This is a genomic window from Sphingomonas sp. (genome assembly GCF_964263785.1).
Lineage (GTDB): Bacteria > Pseudomonadota > Alphaproteobacteria > Sphingomonadales > Sphingomonadaceae > Sphingomonas.
In genome coordinates this window covers 90,912-105,369 of record NZ_CAXVWL010000050.1, presented here as the reverse complement: position 1 = coordinate 105,369, position 14,458 = coordinate 90,912, and the positions used below count along the sequence as shown (strand labels likewise).

At 67.6% G+C, this 14,458-nt stretch carries 15 protein-coding genes, 1 tRNA gene and 1 pseudogene; 6 read left to right on the top strand and 11 right to left on the bottom strand.

The genetic code is table 11. The features are described from left to right. Positions 1-86: 86 nt before the first annotated feature. The 11 genes from ACE5C1_RS06755 to hspQ all read right to left on the bottom strand — a co-directional run bounded on the left by ACE5C1_RS06755 (position 87) and on the right by hspQ (position 8,109). A complete protein-coding gene (locus ACE5C1_RS06755; RefSeq protein WP_374943291.1) occupies positions 87-1,349 on the bottom strand; it encodes an aminotransferase class I/II-fold pyridoxal phosphate-dependent enzyme in 1,263 nt (420 codons plus the stop codon). A gap of 303 nt (positions 1,350-1,652) precedes the next feature. Next, positions 1,653-1,895, bottom strand: coding sequence for an acyl carrier protein (locus ACE5C1_RS06750; protein WP_374943290.1), 243 nt, complete (start codon positions 1,893-1,895; stop codon positions 1,653-1,655). A gap of 31 nt (positions 1,896-1,926) precedes the next feature. Further along, the gene (locus tag ACE5C1_RS06745; RefSeq protein WP_374943289.1) at positions 1,927-2,811 is read right to left on the bottom strand and encodes an NAD-dependent epimerase/dehydratase family protein; all 885 of its coding nucleotides are present in this window, start codon (positions 2,809-2,811) and stop codon (positions 1,927-1,929) included. Then, on the bottom strand, positions 2,808-3,908 hold the full coding sequence (gene proB, locus ACE5C1_RS06740; protein WP_374943288.1) for a glutamate 5-kinase: 1,101 nt from the start codon (positions 3,906-3,908) through the stop codon (positions 2,808-2,810). The genes ACE5C1_RS06745 and proB overlap by 4 nt, the downstream gene beginning before the upstream one ends. 31 nt (positions 3,909-3,939) lie before the next feature. Beyond that, entirely contained in the window at positions 3,940-4,500 is a 561-nt protein-coding gene (locus ACE5C1_RS06735; protein WP_374943287.1) for a Uma2 family endonuclease, read from the bottom strand. 54 nt (positions 4,501-4,554) lie between these two features. Next, a complete protein-coding gene (gene obgE, locus ACE5C1_RS06730) occupies positions 4,555-5,601 on the bottom strand; it encodes a GTPase ObgE (protein ID WP_374943286.1) in 1,047 nt (348 codons plus the stop codon). 9 nt (positions 5,602-5,610) lie between these two features. Next, entirely contained in the window at positions 5,611-6,210 is a 600-nt protein-coding gene (locus tag ACE5C1_RS06725; RefSeq protein ID WP_374943285.1) for a TetR/AcrR family transcriptional regulator, read from the bottom strand. Positions 6,211-6,265: 55 nt separating this feature from the next. Next, positions 6,266-6,811, bottom strand: a complete 546-nt coding sequence (locus ACE5C1_RS06720) for a GNAT family N-acetyltransferase (RefSeq protein ID WP_374943284.1) — start codon at positions 6,809-6,811, stop codon at positions 6,266-6,268. Positions 6,812-6,984: 173 nt separating this feature from the next. Next, positions 6,985-7,263 (bottom strand): 50S ribosomal protein L27, encoded by a 279-nt coding sequence (gene rpmA / locus ACE5C1_RS06715; RefSeq protein WP_374943283.1) that lies wholly within the window; start codon positions 7,261-7,263, stop codon positions 6,985-6,987. 14 nt (positions 7,264-7,277) lie between these two features. Beyond that, positions 7,278-7,625 (bottom strand): 50S ribosomal protein L21, encoded by a 348-nt coding sequence (gene rplU / locus ACE5C1_RS06710; RefSeq protein ID WP_374943355.1) that lies wholly within the window; start codon positions 7,623-7,625, stop codon positions 7,278-7,280. A 106-nt stretch (positions 7,626-7,731) separates the two neighbouring features. Then, positions 7,732-8,109, bottom strand: a complete 378-nt coding sequence (hspQ, locus tag ACE5C1_RS06705; protein WP_374943282.1) for a heat shock protein HspQ — start codon at positions 8,107-8,109, stop codon at positions 7,732-7,734. A 118-nt stretch (positions 8,110-8,227) separates the two neighbouring features. On the opposite strand from hspQ, the gene ACE5C1_RS06700 reads away from it, so the two are divergent. The 6 genes and pseudogenes from ACE5C1_RS06700 to ACE5C1_RS06675 all read left to right on the top strand — a co-directional run bounded on the left by ACE5C1_RS06700 (position 8,228) and on the right by ACE5C1_RS06675 (position 14,437). Then, positions 8,228-8,317, top strand: a tRNA-Ser gene (locus ACE5C1_RS06700). Between the two features lie 75 nt (positions 8,318-8,392). Further along, the gene (locus ACE5C1_RS06695) at positions 8,393-10,354 is read left to right on the top strand and encodes a CocE/NonD family hydrolase (RefSeq protein WP_374943281.1); all 1,962 of its coding nucleotides are present in this window, start codon (positions 8,393-8,395) and stop codon (positions 10,352-10,354) included. A 292-nt stretch (positions 10,355-10,646) separates the two neighbouring features. Then, positions 10,647-10,772: pseudogene (locus tag ACE5C1_RS06690) on the top strand (hypothetical protein); the annotation flags it as partial. Between the two features lie 487 nt (positions 10,773-11,259). Further along, on the top strand, positions 11,260-12,549 hold the full coding sequence (locus tag ACE5C1_RS06685) for a hypothetical protein (RefSeq protein WP_374943280.1): 1,290 nt from the start codon (positions 11,260-11,262) through the stop codon (positions 12,547-12,549). Between the two features lie 83 nt (positions 12,550-12,632). Next, complete coding sequence (locus tag ACE5C1_RS06680; protein ID WP_374943279.1) at positions 12,633-13,094, top strand: DUF2231 domain-containing protein; 462 nt, start codon at positions 12,633-12,635, stop codon at positions 13,092-13,094. Continuing rightward, positions 13,091-14,437, top strand: a complete 1,347-nt coding sequence (locus ACE5C1_RS06675; RefSeq protein WP_374943278.1) for a PQQ-dependent sugar dehydrogenase — start codon at positions 13,091-13,093, stop codon at positions 14,435-14,437. The genes ACE5C1_RS06680 and ACE5C1_RS06675 overlap by 4 nt, the downstream gene beginning before the upstream one ends. Positions 14,438-14,458 lie beyond the last annotated feature (21 nt).

The following is a 14,458-nucleotide window of genomic DNA, read 5'->3' as shown; positions in this document are numbered from 1 at the left end:
GGACGATCGGGCACGGCGGGGTCGGTATCCCACTCCACGACCGTGTCCCTATCGCAATCCGGTCTGCGCGAAAAGGCGGGCGCGGCTCAGCCGAGAACGCCCGTCGCGCGCCCGGCGGCCTCGAACATGCCGAGCACGGTTTCGATCTGCTCGGGCGTGTGCTCGGCGCATAGCGAGCAGCGCAGCAGGTAGGTGCCGGCAGGGGTGGCGGGCGGGCGCGCCATGTTGACGTAGAGCCCGCCTTCGAGCAGCGCCTGCCACATCGCGACCGCCTGGGTCTGGTCCTCCAGGATCACCGCGACGATCGCGCTTTCAGGCGTCGCGGTGCCGAGCTTGAAGCCTTGTCGCGTCAGCCCGCCGTGCAGCGCCCGTGCGTTGCGCCACAACGCCTCGCGCTTGGCGGTGGCGGTCATCAGCTTGCGGATCGACGCGGCGGCGGTGGCGACGACCGACGGCGGCAGGCTGGCGGTGAAGATGTACGCGCGGCAGGCGAGGCGGATCGCTTCGAACTTCGGATGGTTCGACACGCAGAAGCCGCCGACGGTGCCGACCGATTTGGAGAAGGTGCCGACGACGAAATCGACATCGTCGCCCAAGCCCTGCTCCTCGTAGACGCCGCGGCCGTTGGGGCCGAAGAAGCCCATCGAATGCGCCTCGTCGCTCAGCACCATGGCGCCGTGCTTCTTCGCGACCGCGACCATCTCCTTCAAGGGCGCGACGTCGCCGAGCATCGAATAGACGCCCTCCAGCACTACCAGCTTGGCGGGCTCCTTGGGCAGTCGCCCCAGCCGCTTGTCGAGGTCCTCGACGCTGTTGTGGCGGAAGCGGACGATCTCGGCATTGCCTTGTGCGCAGCCGTCGTAGATCGAGGCGTGGCTGTCGGCGTCGAGGATGACGTATTCGCCCTTGCCCGCCAGCGTCGAGATCATCCCGAGATTGGCCATGTAGCCGGTCGAAAAGACGATCGCGCCGGAGACGTCGTAGAAATCGCGCAGCGCTTGTTCGACCTCGATATGGTCGTGGAAGGTGCCGTTCAGCATCCGGCTGCCGTTGGTGCCCGACCCGAACCGATCGAGCGCGGTCTTGCCGGCAGCGATCACGTCGGGGTCGAAGGTCATGCCCATGTAATTGTAGGTGCCGAGCAGGATCGTCTCACGCCCCTTGATCACCGCCTGCGTCGGGCTGCGTACCTCGTCCATCACGATCGCGAAGGGATCGGTGACGCCGGTGTCGATCAGCGCCTGACGCTCGGCGATCAGCGCGTCGAACTTGCTCATCAGGTCGCGTTCGGGGGCGATCGCGGGCGGATCGAGGTCGAGCGTTTCGGACTGGAAGCCGGTTTCGGTCATCGGTGGAGGTCCATCTGATTGCGGCGCGATGTCAACGGCTTGGCGGCAAGACGTTGACACGGGTTGTCACGTACGAACGCAGTGTCAACGCGTTCGATCGGGGCAGGACGTTGACACTGGTTGTCGCGTGCGAACCAAGCGACAACGCGGCCGATCGAGGCAGGACGTTGACACTGGTTGTCATGTGGAATGCGCTTGATGAACTGCCTTCTACCTTCGTCACCGCGGTGACGAGACTGAGTGAGGCTGCGCGGATCGATCATCCGCCGAGCATGGCACAAGCGGCAGTCTGTAGGACAGCGCTCATGCCGTCAGCTTCGCCACGGCGTCGACCAGCTGGCCGACGGTCTCGATCTCGGCCTGCATGTTCATGGTGATGATGATCTCGAACTCGTCCTCGATCGCAGCGACGAAGTCCATGACAGTCAGGCTGTCCCACTCCAGATCGCCCTGAAAGGTCGTCGCATCGCTCAGCGCCACGCCCTTCTTGTTGAAGGGTTCGACCTGGGCGGCGATGGTGTCGAAGATGGCTTGGCGATCGGTCATGCACGCTCCCTGGACCACGAATGCGGCGGCTTTATAGCAAGCCGTGGGCGCGATACCATGATGCGGTCGCGGCGAGGCCATTGGCGAGCGGCGTACGGGCCTGCCACAGGTCCGCGGGCGGGCGCAGCGCGGGGTCGGCGGTCCAGTCAGGATGGCACAGATAGCCGACGCGGTCGGGGGTGAGCTTCGCATCCGTTCCGCGGAACCGCGTGTCGAGCGCGGCGGCGAGCGACAGAAGCGCGCGGGGCAGGTGGAGGGACAGCACTCTGCGGCCGACCGCCGCGCCGATCGCCTGGGCGAGTTCGGCATGGGTGAGGCTCGCGCCATCGTCAGCCTCGTAGATCGCGCGGGCGCCGCCGCGTTCGGCCAAGGCGAGCAGCAGCGCGGCGAGATCGTCGACTTCGATCAGCGACACTCGGCCGCGCGGCGGAAGCAGCGCCAGGCCGTATCGTGCCATCCGGAACATGTCGCGCAGCTCGGTGTCGCCGGGGCCATAGACGCCGGTGGGTCGCACGATCGTCCAGTCGAGCGCGCTCGCCTCGACGAGCCGCTCGCCTTTGCGCTTCGACCAGCCGTAGTTTGACAGCTGCGGCTCGCGCGCCGACAGCGAGGAGACGTGGACGAAGCGGTGCACGCCAGCGGCCTTGGCGGCGGTCAGGACGGCGCGCGTGCCCTCGACATTCCCCGCGATGAACCCGGCTCGGTCGGTGTTGACCACGCCGGCGACATGAACGGTCGCGTCGGCGCCGGAGGCGAGCACGCCGGGGTCGGCGAGCGTCCCCTCGATCCAGGTCACGCCCGTGCGCGGCGGTTGCGGGCGGCGGGTGAGGGCGCGGACACTGTGTCCCGCGGCGACCGCCCGATCGATCAGGCGCGCGCCGACGAAGCCCGTCCCGCCGGTGACCGCAAGGATCACAGCAATGCCAGGTGGTTGCGGTGCACGAGCGCGGCGCGCGGCGCGTAGCCGAGGATGGCGGCATGCTCGTCCGAGCGGCGGCCGAGCAGCCTTGCCGCGTCGGCTGCGTCATATTCGCTGAGCCCGCGCGCGAGCGTGCCGCCCGGTCCCTCCACCGTGACGAGATCGCCGCGAGCGAAAGCCCCCTCCAGGCGAACCGCCCCAGCCGCGAGCAGACTCGCGCCGGCGGCCAGCGCCGATGCTGCGCCCGCATCGACGTGGATGCACCCCCGCGCGGTCAGCCCGCCGGCGAGCCACGCCTTGCGCGCGCTTGCCGTCTTCTCCGCGACGAACAATGTGTGGCGATGCTCGCCCGAGAGCGGCCGCTCGACCCGGCCGCTGGCGATCGCCAAGTGCGCGCCCGCCGCGGTGGCGATACGCGCGGCGGCGATCTTGGAGACCATGCCCCCCGAGCCCATCCCCGAAGCAGAGCCCGCGTCCGCCATGCCAGCAACCGCGTCGATCCGCTCGACGCGCGGAATGTGCTGTGCGCCGGAGGCGATGTGCGGGTTGGCATCATAAAGCCCGTCGACGTCGGATAGCAGCACCACCGCGCTTGCCCCCGCCGCCTGCGCGACCCGCGCTGCGAGCCGGTCGTTGTCGCCGAACCGGATTTCAGCGGTCGCGACGCTGTCGTTCTCGTTGATGACCGGCACCACGCCGAGCGCCAGCAGTCGCGACAGCGTGGCGGCGGCGTTGAGGTAGCGGCGGCGGTCCTCAAGGTCGTCGAGCGTCACCAGCATCTGCGCCGCGGTCAGCCCCTGCGCGCCGAGCAGTTCGGCCCAGACCTGGCACAAAGCGATCTGGCCGGTGGCGGCGGCGGCCTGCGCGTCCTCCAGGCTGGCGCGTCCGCCCCTGGCGAGCCCGAGCCGCCGCGCCCCCAGCGCAATCGCGCCGGAGGAAACGACCGCCACCTGCTGCCCGGCGCGAACGCGTTCCGCGATGTCGGCGACGAGCCCCGCGAGCCAGTCCCGCCGGACCGCACCGCCGACGTCGACGAGCAGCGCCGAGCCGACCTTGACGATCAGGCGCGGGCAGGAGGCGGGGGGAAAGAGCATGAGCGGCGCTTAGCCGCGGAAGCGGCCCGCCTCAATCGCGGGCAAAGATGTCTGGGTGGGGAATGACGAGATCAAGGCTCGGTATCGCGATCCCGCGCTCGCCTGAGAACATCTGGTCCAACCAGCCCTTGTTCATCCGCTCCACCGTCCGGCACATGTCGTTGACAGGATCGACGAACGCGATCGTCCGAACGCTGGGCAGCCGCTTGTATTCCTCCAGTTTGGTGCCTTGGTCGAGAGTCGCGGTACTTGGGGACAAGACCTCGATGATCACCGTCGGGTTGGTCAGCGTCTTGGCGTCGGCCAAGTCGTCGCGTGGCGGCTGATCGCAATAGATGCTGACGTCGGGATAGCGCACGTCGGTTTCGCTGACGCGGACGGCCATGTCGGGACCATAGGGCCGGCAGCCGGTCCCGCGCAGGCGCTGCCGCAACCAGGCGAACACATTACCTTGAACCCATGCGTGCGGTTCGGTGCCGCCCGCCATCATCACGATGACGCCGTCCTCGAGTTCGAAGCGCCGGTCGGTGCCGAAGTCCATTTCCAAGAATTCGTCGGCGGTGATCTTTCTGTACGCAGGATCATGGCGCATGGCAGACTCCCGGAACGACCTTGCGGTAGCATAGCATCGTTCTTCGACCGAGCGTTACACCGGCGACCATTCCACGGCTTCCTCGCCCTCGTCTTCGTCGCCGACCTTGCCTGCCTCCGGCCCGATCGCCTCGATCAACTTGTCCAGCACCCAGTCGACGCCGGTGCCCGCCGCGCCCGACAGCGGGATGACGTCGGCGCCGCTGATCTCGGCCAATTCGGCGGACAGCGCCTCGACCAGTTCGTCGTCCAGCGTATCGATCTTGTTGAGCGCGACGACGAAAGGCTTGTCGGTCAGCCCCGCGCCGTAATTCTCCAGCTCGTCGCGGACGATGCGGTACGATTCGGCGACGTCGTCGTCCTGCGCATCGACGAGGTGGAGCAGCACCCGGCAGCGTTCGATATGGCCTAGGAAGCGGTCGCCTATCCCTGCACCCTCGGCCGCGCCCTCGATCAGGCCGGGGATGTCGGCGACGACGAACTCGCGTTGCTTGTGGCGGACCACGCCCAATTGCGGGCGCGTGGTGGTGAAGGCGTATTCGCCGACCTTGGCCTGCGCGTTGGTCACCGCGTTGATGAAGGTCGACTTGCCCGCGTTGGGCAGCCCGACGAGACCGGCATCGGCGAGCAGCTTAAGCCGCAACCACACCCATGCTTCCTGGAATGGCCAGCCGTCGCCGTGCTGGCGTGGGGTGCGGTTGGTCGAGGTCTTGTAGCTGGCGTTGCCGCGGCCGCCGTCGCCACCACGCAGGAACAGCTCGCGCTGGCCGACTTGCGTGAAGTCGAGCAGCACCTCCTCGCGGTCTTCGCTCAGCACCTGGGTGCCGAGCGGCACCTTGATGATCAGGTCGTCGCCGCCCGCGCCGGTGCGGTTCTGTCCCGACCCGCCGTGGCCGCGGGGCGCGCGGAAATGCTGGGTGTAGCGGAAGTCGATCAGCGTGTTCAGCCCGGCGACGGCTTCGAAGACGATATCGCCGCCCTTGCCGCCGTTGCCGCCATTGGGGCCGCCGTATTCGATATATTTCTCGCGGCGGAAGCTGACGGCGCCGGGGCCGCCTGCGCCGGACCTCACGAAGATCTTTGCCTGGTCTAAGAAGTGCATCGGAATGCCCTACGCCGATGGCGCCCGTGACGCCAGCAACGCCCGTGTCGCCAGTTCGCGCGCCTTCTCGCGCGGCAAGCCCAGCGCCTTGGCCATCGGTCCGCCGAGCAGCGCGTCGCCCAATGCCATCAGCACGAGCTGCAACGTCTCCTCGTGCAAGGGAAGGGCGGTTTCCGCGTGCCCCCCTGCCAGGTCGTCGACCAGATCGTGGATCGCGGTCAGGATCGGATCGAGCGCGTCCTCGTCGCCCGAGAGGATCATCCAGCTCGCCAGTGCCCCCGCGCCGCCGCTGCCGAATGCGTCGAAGGTCATCTCGACGACCTCGCGCGGGTCCTGGTCGCCCGCGCGCGCGCGCAGCGCGGCCTGCTTGATGTGGCCGACCACCGCCTGCGTCATGCTGGCGATCAGCGCCTTGTGCAGCCCCGCCGCCGAGCCGAAATGATGCAGCAGGTTGGCGTGAGTCCGCCCGACCCGCGCCGCCACCGCCTTCAGCGTGACGGCGGGCGGGCCGTCCTCGATCAGCAGCGCGCGAGCGGCATCGAGGGCGGCATCGCGCGATTGCTCGGGCGACAGGCGGCGGCGGGGGAGCGACACGGGGGTAAGCGACACCTGAGTTGTTCCGCGCCTGTTTGGCGGGTTTCGCGGTGAATGCAACGCTCGCCGATCAGGCCGCGATCGGGAGCGGCACCGTTCGGTCTTCTCCGAGATCCAGCGCGTACCCCGTCGCCGCCGCTTCGCGCCCGCGCCCGGCCGAGCGCCTTGCGGTCACTTCGCCGGTCGGCCGGAATCCCAGCTTGGTCAGCACCCGCCCGGACGCCGGATTGTCGACGAAATGCCAGGCGGTCAGTCGCCGGACCGGCAGCGCTTGGCGCGCCATCGCGATTACCGCATGGCCGGCTTCCGTCGCATAGCCGCGGCCCCAGGCCTCGGGGGCGATCCAATAGCCGAGTTGCAGGCCATCGTCCTCGGGATGGATGCCGATCCCGCCGATCAACCTGGGCAGGCCGTCGTCGTGAGTCTCGATCGCGAACACCGGCTCCTCGGCACCGCGCGGCCGCGCGACGAACGCCTCCGCATCGGCCAGCGTGTAAGGCTGGGGCACACGCGCCAGCATTCGCACGACCGGCTCGTGGGCGATTCCCGCGGCGATGGCGGGGGCGTCCTCCGGCCAAGCAGGGCGGAGCGTCAATCTCTTCGTGCGCGCGAACATCCGCGTCTCTCCTCTCGCGTCGCGTCGGCGCAGTTGCACGTCCGAATGACGCGCTCGCGACAACGCAGGTGAGGGAGCATGAAAAAAGGGAGCCGGGGTGACCCGTCTCCCTTTGAAGCTGGTTCCGATGCGGAACCCGGGTCACCCTGGTGGGCAACCCGGCCGGTTGCCCGTTATTCGGCGGCGTCCGCCATCGGCATGGTCTGCTCGATGAAACAGAATTTGCGGCCGAGCTTACCCTGCTTGAACGCGACTCGACCGTCGACCAGCGCGAACAGCGTATGGTCGGTGCCGATGCCGACGCCCGCGCCGGGATAGAATTTGGTGCCGCGCTGACGCACGAGGATGTTGCCCGCGATCGCTTCCTGACCACCGAACTTCTTCACGCCCAAACGACGCCCGGCCGAATCGCGACCGTTACGCGACGAGCCGCCTGCTTTCTTATGTGCCATATCGAATAGCTCCCTTACGCCTGCACGGCCGGGGCGGTTTCGCCCTCAGACTGCTTCGCGGTATGACCGCCGACCGACACGATCTTGAGGATCGTGTGCTGCTGGCGGTGGCCGTTGCGGCGGCGATAATTGTGACGGCGGCGCTTCTTGAAGACGATGACCTTGTCCGCCTTGGCCTGCGCGATGATCTCGGCGGCAACGGTGAACCCTGCTACGTCCTGTAGTTCGGAGCCTTCGCCCGCCATCAGGACGTCGCCCAGCGTCACCGACGCGCCTGCATCGCCATCGATCTTGTCGATGACGATCTTGTCTCCGGCGGCGACGCGGTACTGCTTGCCGCCTGTGCGCACGATAGCGAACATGGCTAAAAGTCTCTTTTCTAAAAGCTCAAGACCCGCCAGGCGCACGCCTGCCGGGAAAGAGGTGCCAGCTAGGCAACACGCGTCCGCGTGTCAACCTGGAAGCACGTCAGTGGCGATGTTCGCGCTTCAGTTCGTATCGCCCGTCGGCATAGGCCTTGAACAGCCCGGAGATGGCGGGATGGTCGACCGGCTCGTCGGTGTCGTCGGGCACCAGGTTCTGCTGGCTGACATAGGCGACGTATGTCGACTCCATGTTCTCGGCGAGCAGGTGGTAGAAGGGCTGGTCCTTGCGCGGGCGGATGCCTTCGGGGATCGCGGCATACCATTCCTCGCTGTTGGCGAAGACGGGATCGACGTCGAAGATCACGCCGCGGAAGTCGAACATCCGGTGGCGCACCACTTCGCCGATCGAGAAGCGCGCGTGCGCGATCGGCGGAGCCTTGGGGTCGGCGATGTGGGAGTCGGGCAGGTCGTGGCGTGGCATGGCCCCAATCTAGTGCGTTCGCGGCGGCGCACAAGCATGCTTGCGGTCGCCGCGACGCTGGGTTAGAGGCGCGCCCCTGACCGGCCCGGCGTCCACGACGTTGTGCGTACGACCTCGCGGAGAGGTGGCAGAGTGGTCGAATGTACCGCACTCGAAATGCGGCGTGCCCTCACGGGTACCGTGGGTTCGAATCCCACCCTCTCCGCCACATCGCTCGATCATCATGGGGCTTGCGAGCGCGAGCAGGACGGGTAGCGTGTGCACGCACCTCCCGGAGACTCCCATGCGTCGTTGTCTTATCCTGCTGTCGTCCGCCGCGCTGCTGTCTTCTGTGGTTCATGCCCAGCAACAGCCCGCCAATGCGCCGAAGGATGCTGGCGTGCGCGCCGAGGCGGGCGCGGGGGATATCCCGGCGAAGTTCACGCCGCCCAGGGCCGACCAGGATTACGACAAGCGCGAGGCGATGGTGCCGATGCGCGACGGGACGCGGCTCTATACCGTCATCGTCGTGCCCAAGGGCGCCCGCAATGCCCCGATCGTGCTGACCCGCACCCCCTACAACGCCAAGGCCCGCGCCAATCGCAGCGACAGTTCGTCGATGCTGGCCACGCTGCCGCTGGCCGACGAGATCTTCGTGAAGGGCGGCTACATCCGCGTCTACCAGGACATCCGCGGAAAATACGGATCTGAGGGCGATTACGTCGTCACTCGCCCGGTGATCGGCGCGCTCAACCCGACCAAGGTCGACCATGTCACCGACGCCTACGACACGATCGACTGGCTGGTGAACAAGGCGAACCTGCCCGAATCGAACGGGCGGGTGGGCATGATCGGGTCGTCGTACGAAGGCTTCACCGTCGTCATGGCGCTGCTGAACCCGCATCCCGCGCTGAAGGTCGCGGCGCCCGAGAGTCCGATGATCGACGGGTGGATGGGCGACGACTGGTTCCATTACGGCGCCTTCCGCCTCGCCAACATCGCCTGGCTGGGGAGCCAGACCGGGTACAAAGGCGAGGGCAAAGCACCGCCGACCGGCGGCTGGGACGATTACGACAATTTCCGCGAGATCGGCTCCGCGGGCGATTGGGCAAAGAAATCGGGCTACGACCAGTTGCCCTATTGGAAACGGATGTCGGCGCATCCGGCGTACGATTCGTTCTGGCAGGGGCAGGCGCTCGACAAATTGCTCGCCGCCAATCCGTCCAACGTGCCGACGCTCTGGGAGCAGGGGCTGTGGGACCAGGAGGACATGTACGGCGCGATCACCTCGTGGGAGACGCTGAAGGCCAAGGGGAAGCTCGGCAACAACCACCTCGTCATGGGCCCGTGGCGGCACAGCCAGGTCAACCGTGAGGGGCGCAGTCTCGGGCCCTTCCAGTGGAACGGCGACACCGCGGCGCAATTCCGGGAGCAGATGGTGCTGCCGTTCTTCGACCAGTATCTGAAAGACGGTGCGCCCGCGAACCTGCCCGCGGCGGCGATCTACAACACCGGCGAGAACCATTGGGACCGGCTGGCGAACTGGCCGCTGGCGTGCGCGACGGGCTGCGCGGCGCCGTTGACTCCGGTCTATCTCGAAGCCGACGGCGCGCTGGGCTATGACAAGGGTGCGGCCGGGGGCGACAGTTATGTGTCGGACCCTGCGAAGCCGGTGCCGCACCTGCCGAGACCGGTGAATTTCGAGGACGGGCGCTGGGGCGACTGGCTGGTCAGCGACCAGCGCGCTGCCGACGGCCGTCCCGACGTGATGACCTATTCGACGCCCGTGCTGACCAAGGCAGTGCGGGTATCGGGTGCGCCGATGGCGGACATCTATGCCGCGACCACCGGCACCGACGGCGATTTCGTCGTCAAGGTCATCGACGTAATGCCGCCCGAGAACGCGACCGATCCGAAGATGGGCGGCTATCAGCTGCCGATCAGCCTCGACATCTTCCGCGGCCGCTACCGCGACAGCTTCGAGCGGCCGAGCGCGATCCCCGCGGGCAAGGTCCAGCGCTACCGCTTCCGGTTGCCGACGGTGAACCATGTGTTCCAGCCCGGCCACCGGATCATGGTGCAGGTCCAGTCCAGCCTGTTCCCGCTCTACGACCGCAACCCGCAGACCTATGTGCCCAACATCTTTTTCGCCAAACCGGGCGACTATCGCAAGGCGACGGTGACGCTGCGCCGCGGCGGCGCGACGCCGAGCGCGGTGTTGCTGCCGATCGTGCCGGTCGATCAGCCGGGGGTGGACCGCAGATAGGCTGCGGCGACGGCGACGGGTGGCGCGGGTGTTCTTCGACGGATGGCGGCCGGCCGCGCGCCTGCGCTGCTCGAGGTGCTGCTGGAGCGGCGTCTCCATCGCGGGGGTCTGCCTGTCCGTCGCGCTCACGCTCGCCGCGCCCGCCTTTGCACAGGACGCGGCGAAGACCGGCAGCGCACCGCCACCCGCTCCGAGCGAAGTTCCCGCATCTCCCGGTGCCGCTCCGGTCAAGGATCGCCAGGTCTACACCGTCGCGGATTTCGCGCGCTTCGCACCCAAGAACGCGCTCGACATGCTGCGCCAGATACCGGGCTTTTCGATCCGCGAGAGCGAGCAGCTGCGCGGGTTGGGGCAGGCGAGCGGCAACGTGCTGATCAACGGCAAGCGGCTGTCGAGCAAGTCCGACGACATCTTCACCCAGATGGCGCGCATCCCGGTCGACAATGTCGTGCGGATCGAAATCGTCGATGGGTCCACGCTCGACCTGCCCGGCCTGTCGGGACAGGTCGCCAACGTGATCGTCAAGGCGGATGCCTTTTCGGGCCAGTTCGCCTGGAACCCGGAATTGCGCGCGCATTACACGCATCCGGTGCTGACCCAGGGCGATGTCTCGGTCAGCGGCACACGTGGACCGGTGCAATATGAGGTGGGGCTCGCCAACAGCGGCGGATCGGGTGGGGCAGGGGGCCCGACGACGATCTATGGCCCCACAGGCGACGTCATCGAGCGACGCCACGACGTGTTCCGATCGACCGACGACGAGCCCAAGCTGTCGGGCCGCGCGACGATCGACGGGCCGGGATCGTCTGTCGCGACGCTCAACGCGCAATATCAGCGCATTTACAGCCACTATAACGAGGTGGGGACGCGGATCGCGCCGGATACCGCCGGACCGGCGGCGCACCGTGCGCGAACGGGCCGACAGCTGGAATCGGGAGTTCGGCGGCGACGTCGAATTCGCGCTCGGGCCCGGACGGCTGAAGCTGATCGGGCTCGATCGCTGGAGCCACGAACCCTATGCGCAGACCATCGCGACGGCGTTCGCCGACGGCGCGGACCCGGTCGGCGATCGCTACACCCAGACCGGCGACCTGAAGGAGCGGATCGCACGCGGCGAATACAGCTGGAAGATGTTCGGCGGCGACTGGCAGCTGTCGGGGGAGGCGGCGTTCAACACGCTCGACAATGTCGCGGCCTTGTTCACCCTCGACAGCGCGGGCGACTTCGTCGGACTGCCGTTCCCGGACGGCACCGGAGGGGTCGACGAGGACCGGTACGAGGGGCTCCTCAGCTTCGGCCATCCGCTGGGCAAGACGCTGTCGCTCCAGATCGTCGCCGGGGCGGAGCGGTCGACCATCGCCCAGACCGGGGTCGATGGCGCGAGGCGCACCTTTGTGCGGCCCAAGGGCTCGGTGTCGCTCGCGTGGAAGCCGTCGGCGCGGTTCGACGTGTCGGCCAAGCTCCGGCGGCGGGTGCTGCAACTGTCGTTCTACGACTTCCTCGGCCGCGTCTTCCTCGACAACGGCAGCCAGAACGGCGGCAATGCCGAGCTGGTGCCGCAGCAGGACTGGACGCTGGAGGTCGAGGCGAACCGGCGCTTCGGTGCGTGGGGATCGACCAAGGTCCGCCTGATCTACCGCGACGTCCAGGATTATGTCGGCGTCGTTCCCATCGGCGAGGCGGGCGAGGCGGTGGGCAACGTCGCAAAGGCGCGCGCAGGCGCGATCGATTGGACGAGCACGATCCAGTTCGATCCGTTGGGATGGAAGGGCGCCAAGCTCGATACCCGCGTCCTGCTCCAGCGCTCGCGGCTGCGCGATCCGCTGACGGGCGAGCGGCGGCAGTACAGCGACTTCACCGACACGCTGGTCACCGCCGAATTTCGGCGCGACGTGCCGGGCTCCGACTGGGCCTATGGCGGCGGCCTGGAATATACCCACATCCAGCCGAGCTACCGACTCGATCAGGTCGACCGCATCTACGAAGGGCCACTGTTCGATTCGCTGTTCGTCGAGAACAAGGACGTGTTCGGCCTGACCATGCGCGCCGAGGTCACCAATCTGACCAACGGTCGCAGCCTGCGCGACCGCACCGTCTACGAAGGCCGCCGCGACGCGTCGCCCATTGCCTTCGTCGAACGCCGCAATCGGCTGATCGGCCCGATCTTCTCGTTCAGCGTGAAAGGGAAGTTCTAGCGGGGCCTGAATACGCCCGAATGCGGAACATCGCCCTTAACCGGTCGTAGAGGCGCCTTGCTCCCTCGCCCGAAAGCTGCCCGATGCGCGCCGACCACGACCGATCCAACCCGCGTTCCACCGCCAGCATCTTCGGCCACCCCATCCATGCCATGCTGGTGCCGTTCCCGATCGCCTTCTTCGTCGGCGCCTTCGTCACCGACATCGTCTATGCGCAAACCGCCGATCTGATGTGGCAGTATTTCTCGATCTGGCTGATTTCGGCGGGGCTGCTGATGGGCGGGCTGGCGGCCGTCGCGGGGTTGATCGACTATTTCGGCGACCGGCGGGTGCGGGCCAAGCGCCCGGCGACGCCGCACATGCTGCTCAACATCGCGGCGATGCTGCTGTCCTTGCTCAACGCCTTCGTCCACAGCCGCGACGGCTGGACCGCTGTGGTGCCGCAGGGGATCGTCCTGTCGGGCATCGTGGTCGCGATCCTGGCGGTCAGCGCCTGGCTGGGCGCATCGCTCACCTATCGCCACGGCGTGGGGGTGGCCCAGTGACCCGCCCATTGACCGGCCCATTGACTCGCCCGGTGACCCGCGCGCGCATCGCCCTTGCGCTGACGCTCGCCCTCGTCGCGTGCAGCGATCCGCCATTCGACGAGAGCAAGCAGATCGGCGCCAACCCGCTGCTCCCCGAGCCGCACCAGTATCTCGTGCCCCCCATCAACGTCTCGCCCGCGATCGGCTGGAAAGCCGGGCAGACCCCAACGGTTGCGGCGGGCCTGCGCATCCAGGCGCTGGCGACAGGGCTGCTCCATCCGCGCATGGTCTATGTCCTGCCCAACGGCGACATTCTGGCGGTGCAGGCCAAATCGCCGCCGGTCGAGCCGGTGAAGCGGCCCAAGGACCCGATCACCGGATGGGTCAAGAACAAGGCGACGGCGATCCCCGGCGGGCCGAAGGCGGCGAGCCGGATCACGCTGATTCGCGATGCCGACGGCGACGGGAAGCCCGAGCTGCAGGTGACGTTGCTCGACAAGCTCAACTCGCCTTTCGGCGTGGTGTGGGTCGATGGCTATCTATACATCGCCAACACCGATGCGGTGATCCGCTATCCGTTTACCCCCGGACAGACTCGGCTGAGCGGGCCGGCGCATATCCTGACGCCGCTGCCCGGCGGGCCGATCAACCATCACTGGACCAAGAGCCTGACAGTCAGCCCCGACGGCCAACGGCTGTATGCGACCGTGGGCTCGAACAGCAACATCGTCGAGAACGGGTTCGAGGCCGAAAAGGGCCGCGCGGCGGTGTGGGAGATCGACCGCGCCAGCGGGCGGTCGCGCGAGTTCGCTACGGGCTTGCGCAACCCCAACAGCCCCAATTTCTACCCCCGCACCAACACGCTCTGGGTCGTCGCCAACGAGCGCGATGAGCTGGGCCCGCATCTGGTGCCCGATTACCTGACCTCGGTGAAGGACGGCGGCTTCTATGGCTGGCCGTACAGTTACTACGGGCAGCACCTCGATCCGCGTGTCCGCCCGCAGCGCCCCGATCTGGTCGCACGCGCGATCCCACCCGATTACGCGCTCGGCAGCCATGTCGCCGCGCTCGGCCTGACCTTCTACACCGGCACGACGCTCCCTGCGCACTACCGCGGCGGCGCGTTCATCGGCGAACATGGCAGTTGGGACCGGTACACGCCGTCGGGCTACAAGGTGGCGTTCGTGCCGTTCCGGAACGGTCGTCCGTCGGGTATGGTCGAGGACGTCGTCACTGGCTTTCTCGACCGCGCGCAGGGCAAGAGCCGGGGGCGGCCGGTCGGGCTGGCGGTCGACCGCTTCGGCGCGCTGCTTATCGCCGACGACGTAGGCAACACGGTCTGGCGGGTCACCGCGCGTTGAGCGAGCGCGCGAGAGCAGGGT

Bases quoted from the DNA above. Each gene is read 5' to 3' on its own strand.
- rplU (WP_374943355.1), bottom strand. From the start codon at position 7,625: ATGTTCGCTATCGTGCGCACAGGCGGCAAGCAGTACCGCGTCGCCGCC.
- ACE5C1_RS06755 (WP_374943291.1), bottom strand. From the start codon at position 1,349: ATGACCGAAACCGGCTTCCAGTCCGAAACGCTCGACCTCGATCCGCCC.
- ACE5C1_RS06735 (WP_374943287.1), bottom strand. From the start codon at position 4,500: ATGCGCCATGATCCTGCGTACAGAAAGATCACCGCCGACGAATTCTTG.
- hspQ (WP_374943282.1), bottom strand. From the start codon at position 8,109: ATGCCACGCCACGACCTGCCCGACTCCCACATCGCCGACCCCAAGGCT.
- proB (WP_374943288.1), bottom strand. From the start codon at position 3,908: ATGCTCTTTCCCCCCGCCTCCTGCCCGCGCCTGATCGTCAAGGTCGGC.
- ACE5C1_RS06720 (WP_374943284.1), bottom strand. From the start codon at position 6,811: ATGTTCGCGCGCACGAAGAGATTGACGCTCCGCCCTGCTTGGCCGGAG.
- ACE5C1_RS06695 (WP_374943281.1), top strand. From the start codon at position 8,393: ATGCGTCGTTGTCTTATCCTGCTGTCGTCCGCCGCGCTGCTGTCTTCT.
- obgE (WP_374943286.1), bottom strand. From the start codon at position 5,601: ATGCACTTCTTAGACCAGGCAAAGATCTTCGTGAGGTCCGGCGCAGGC.
- ACE5C1_RS06750 (WP_374943290.1), bottom strand. From the start codon at position 1,895: ATGACCGATCGCCAAGCCATCTTCGACACCATCGCCGCCCAGGTCGAA.
- ACE5C1_RS06680 (WP_374943279.1), top strand. From the start codon at position 12,633: ATGCGCGCCGACCACGACCGATCCAACCCGCGTTCCACCGCCAGCATC.
- rpmA (WP_374943283.1), bottom strand. From the start codon at position 7,263: ATGGCACATAAGAAAGCAGGCGGCTCGTCGCGTAACGGTCGCGATTCG.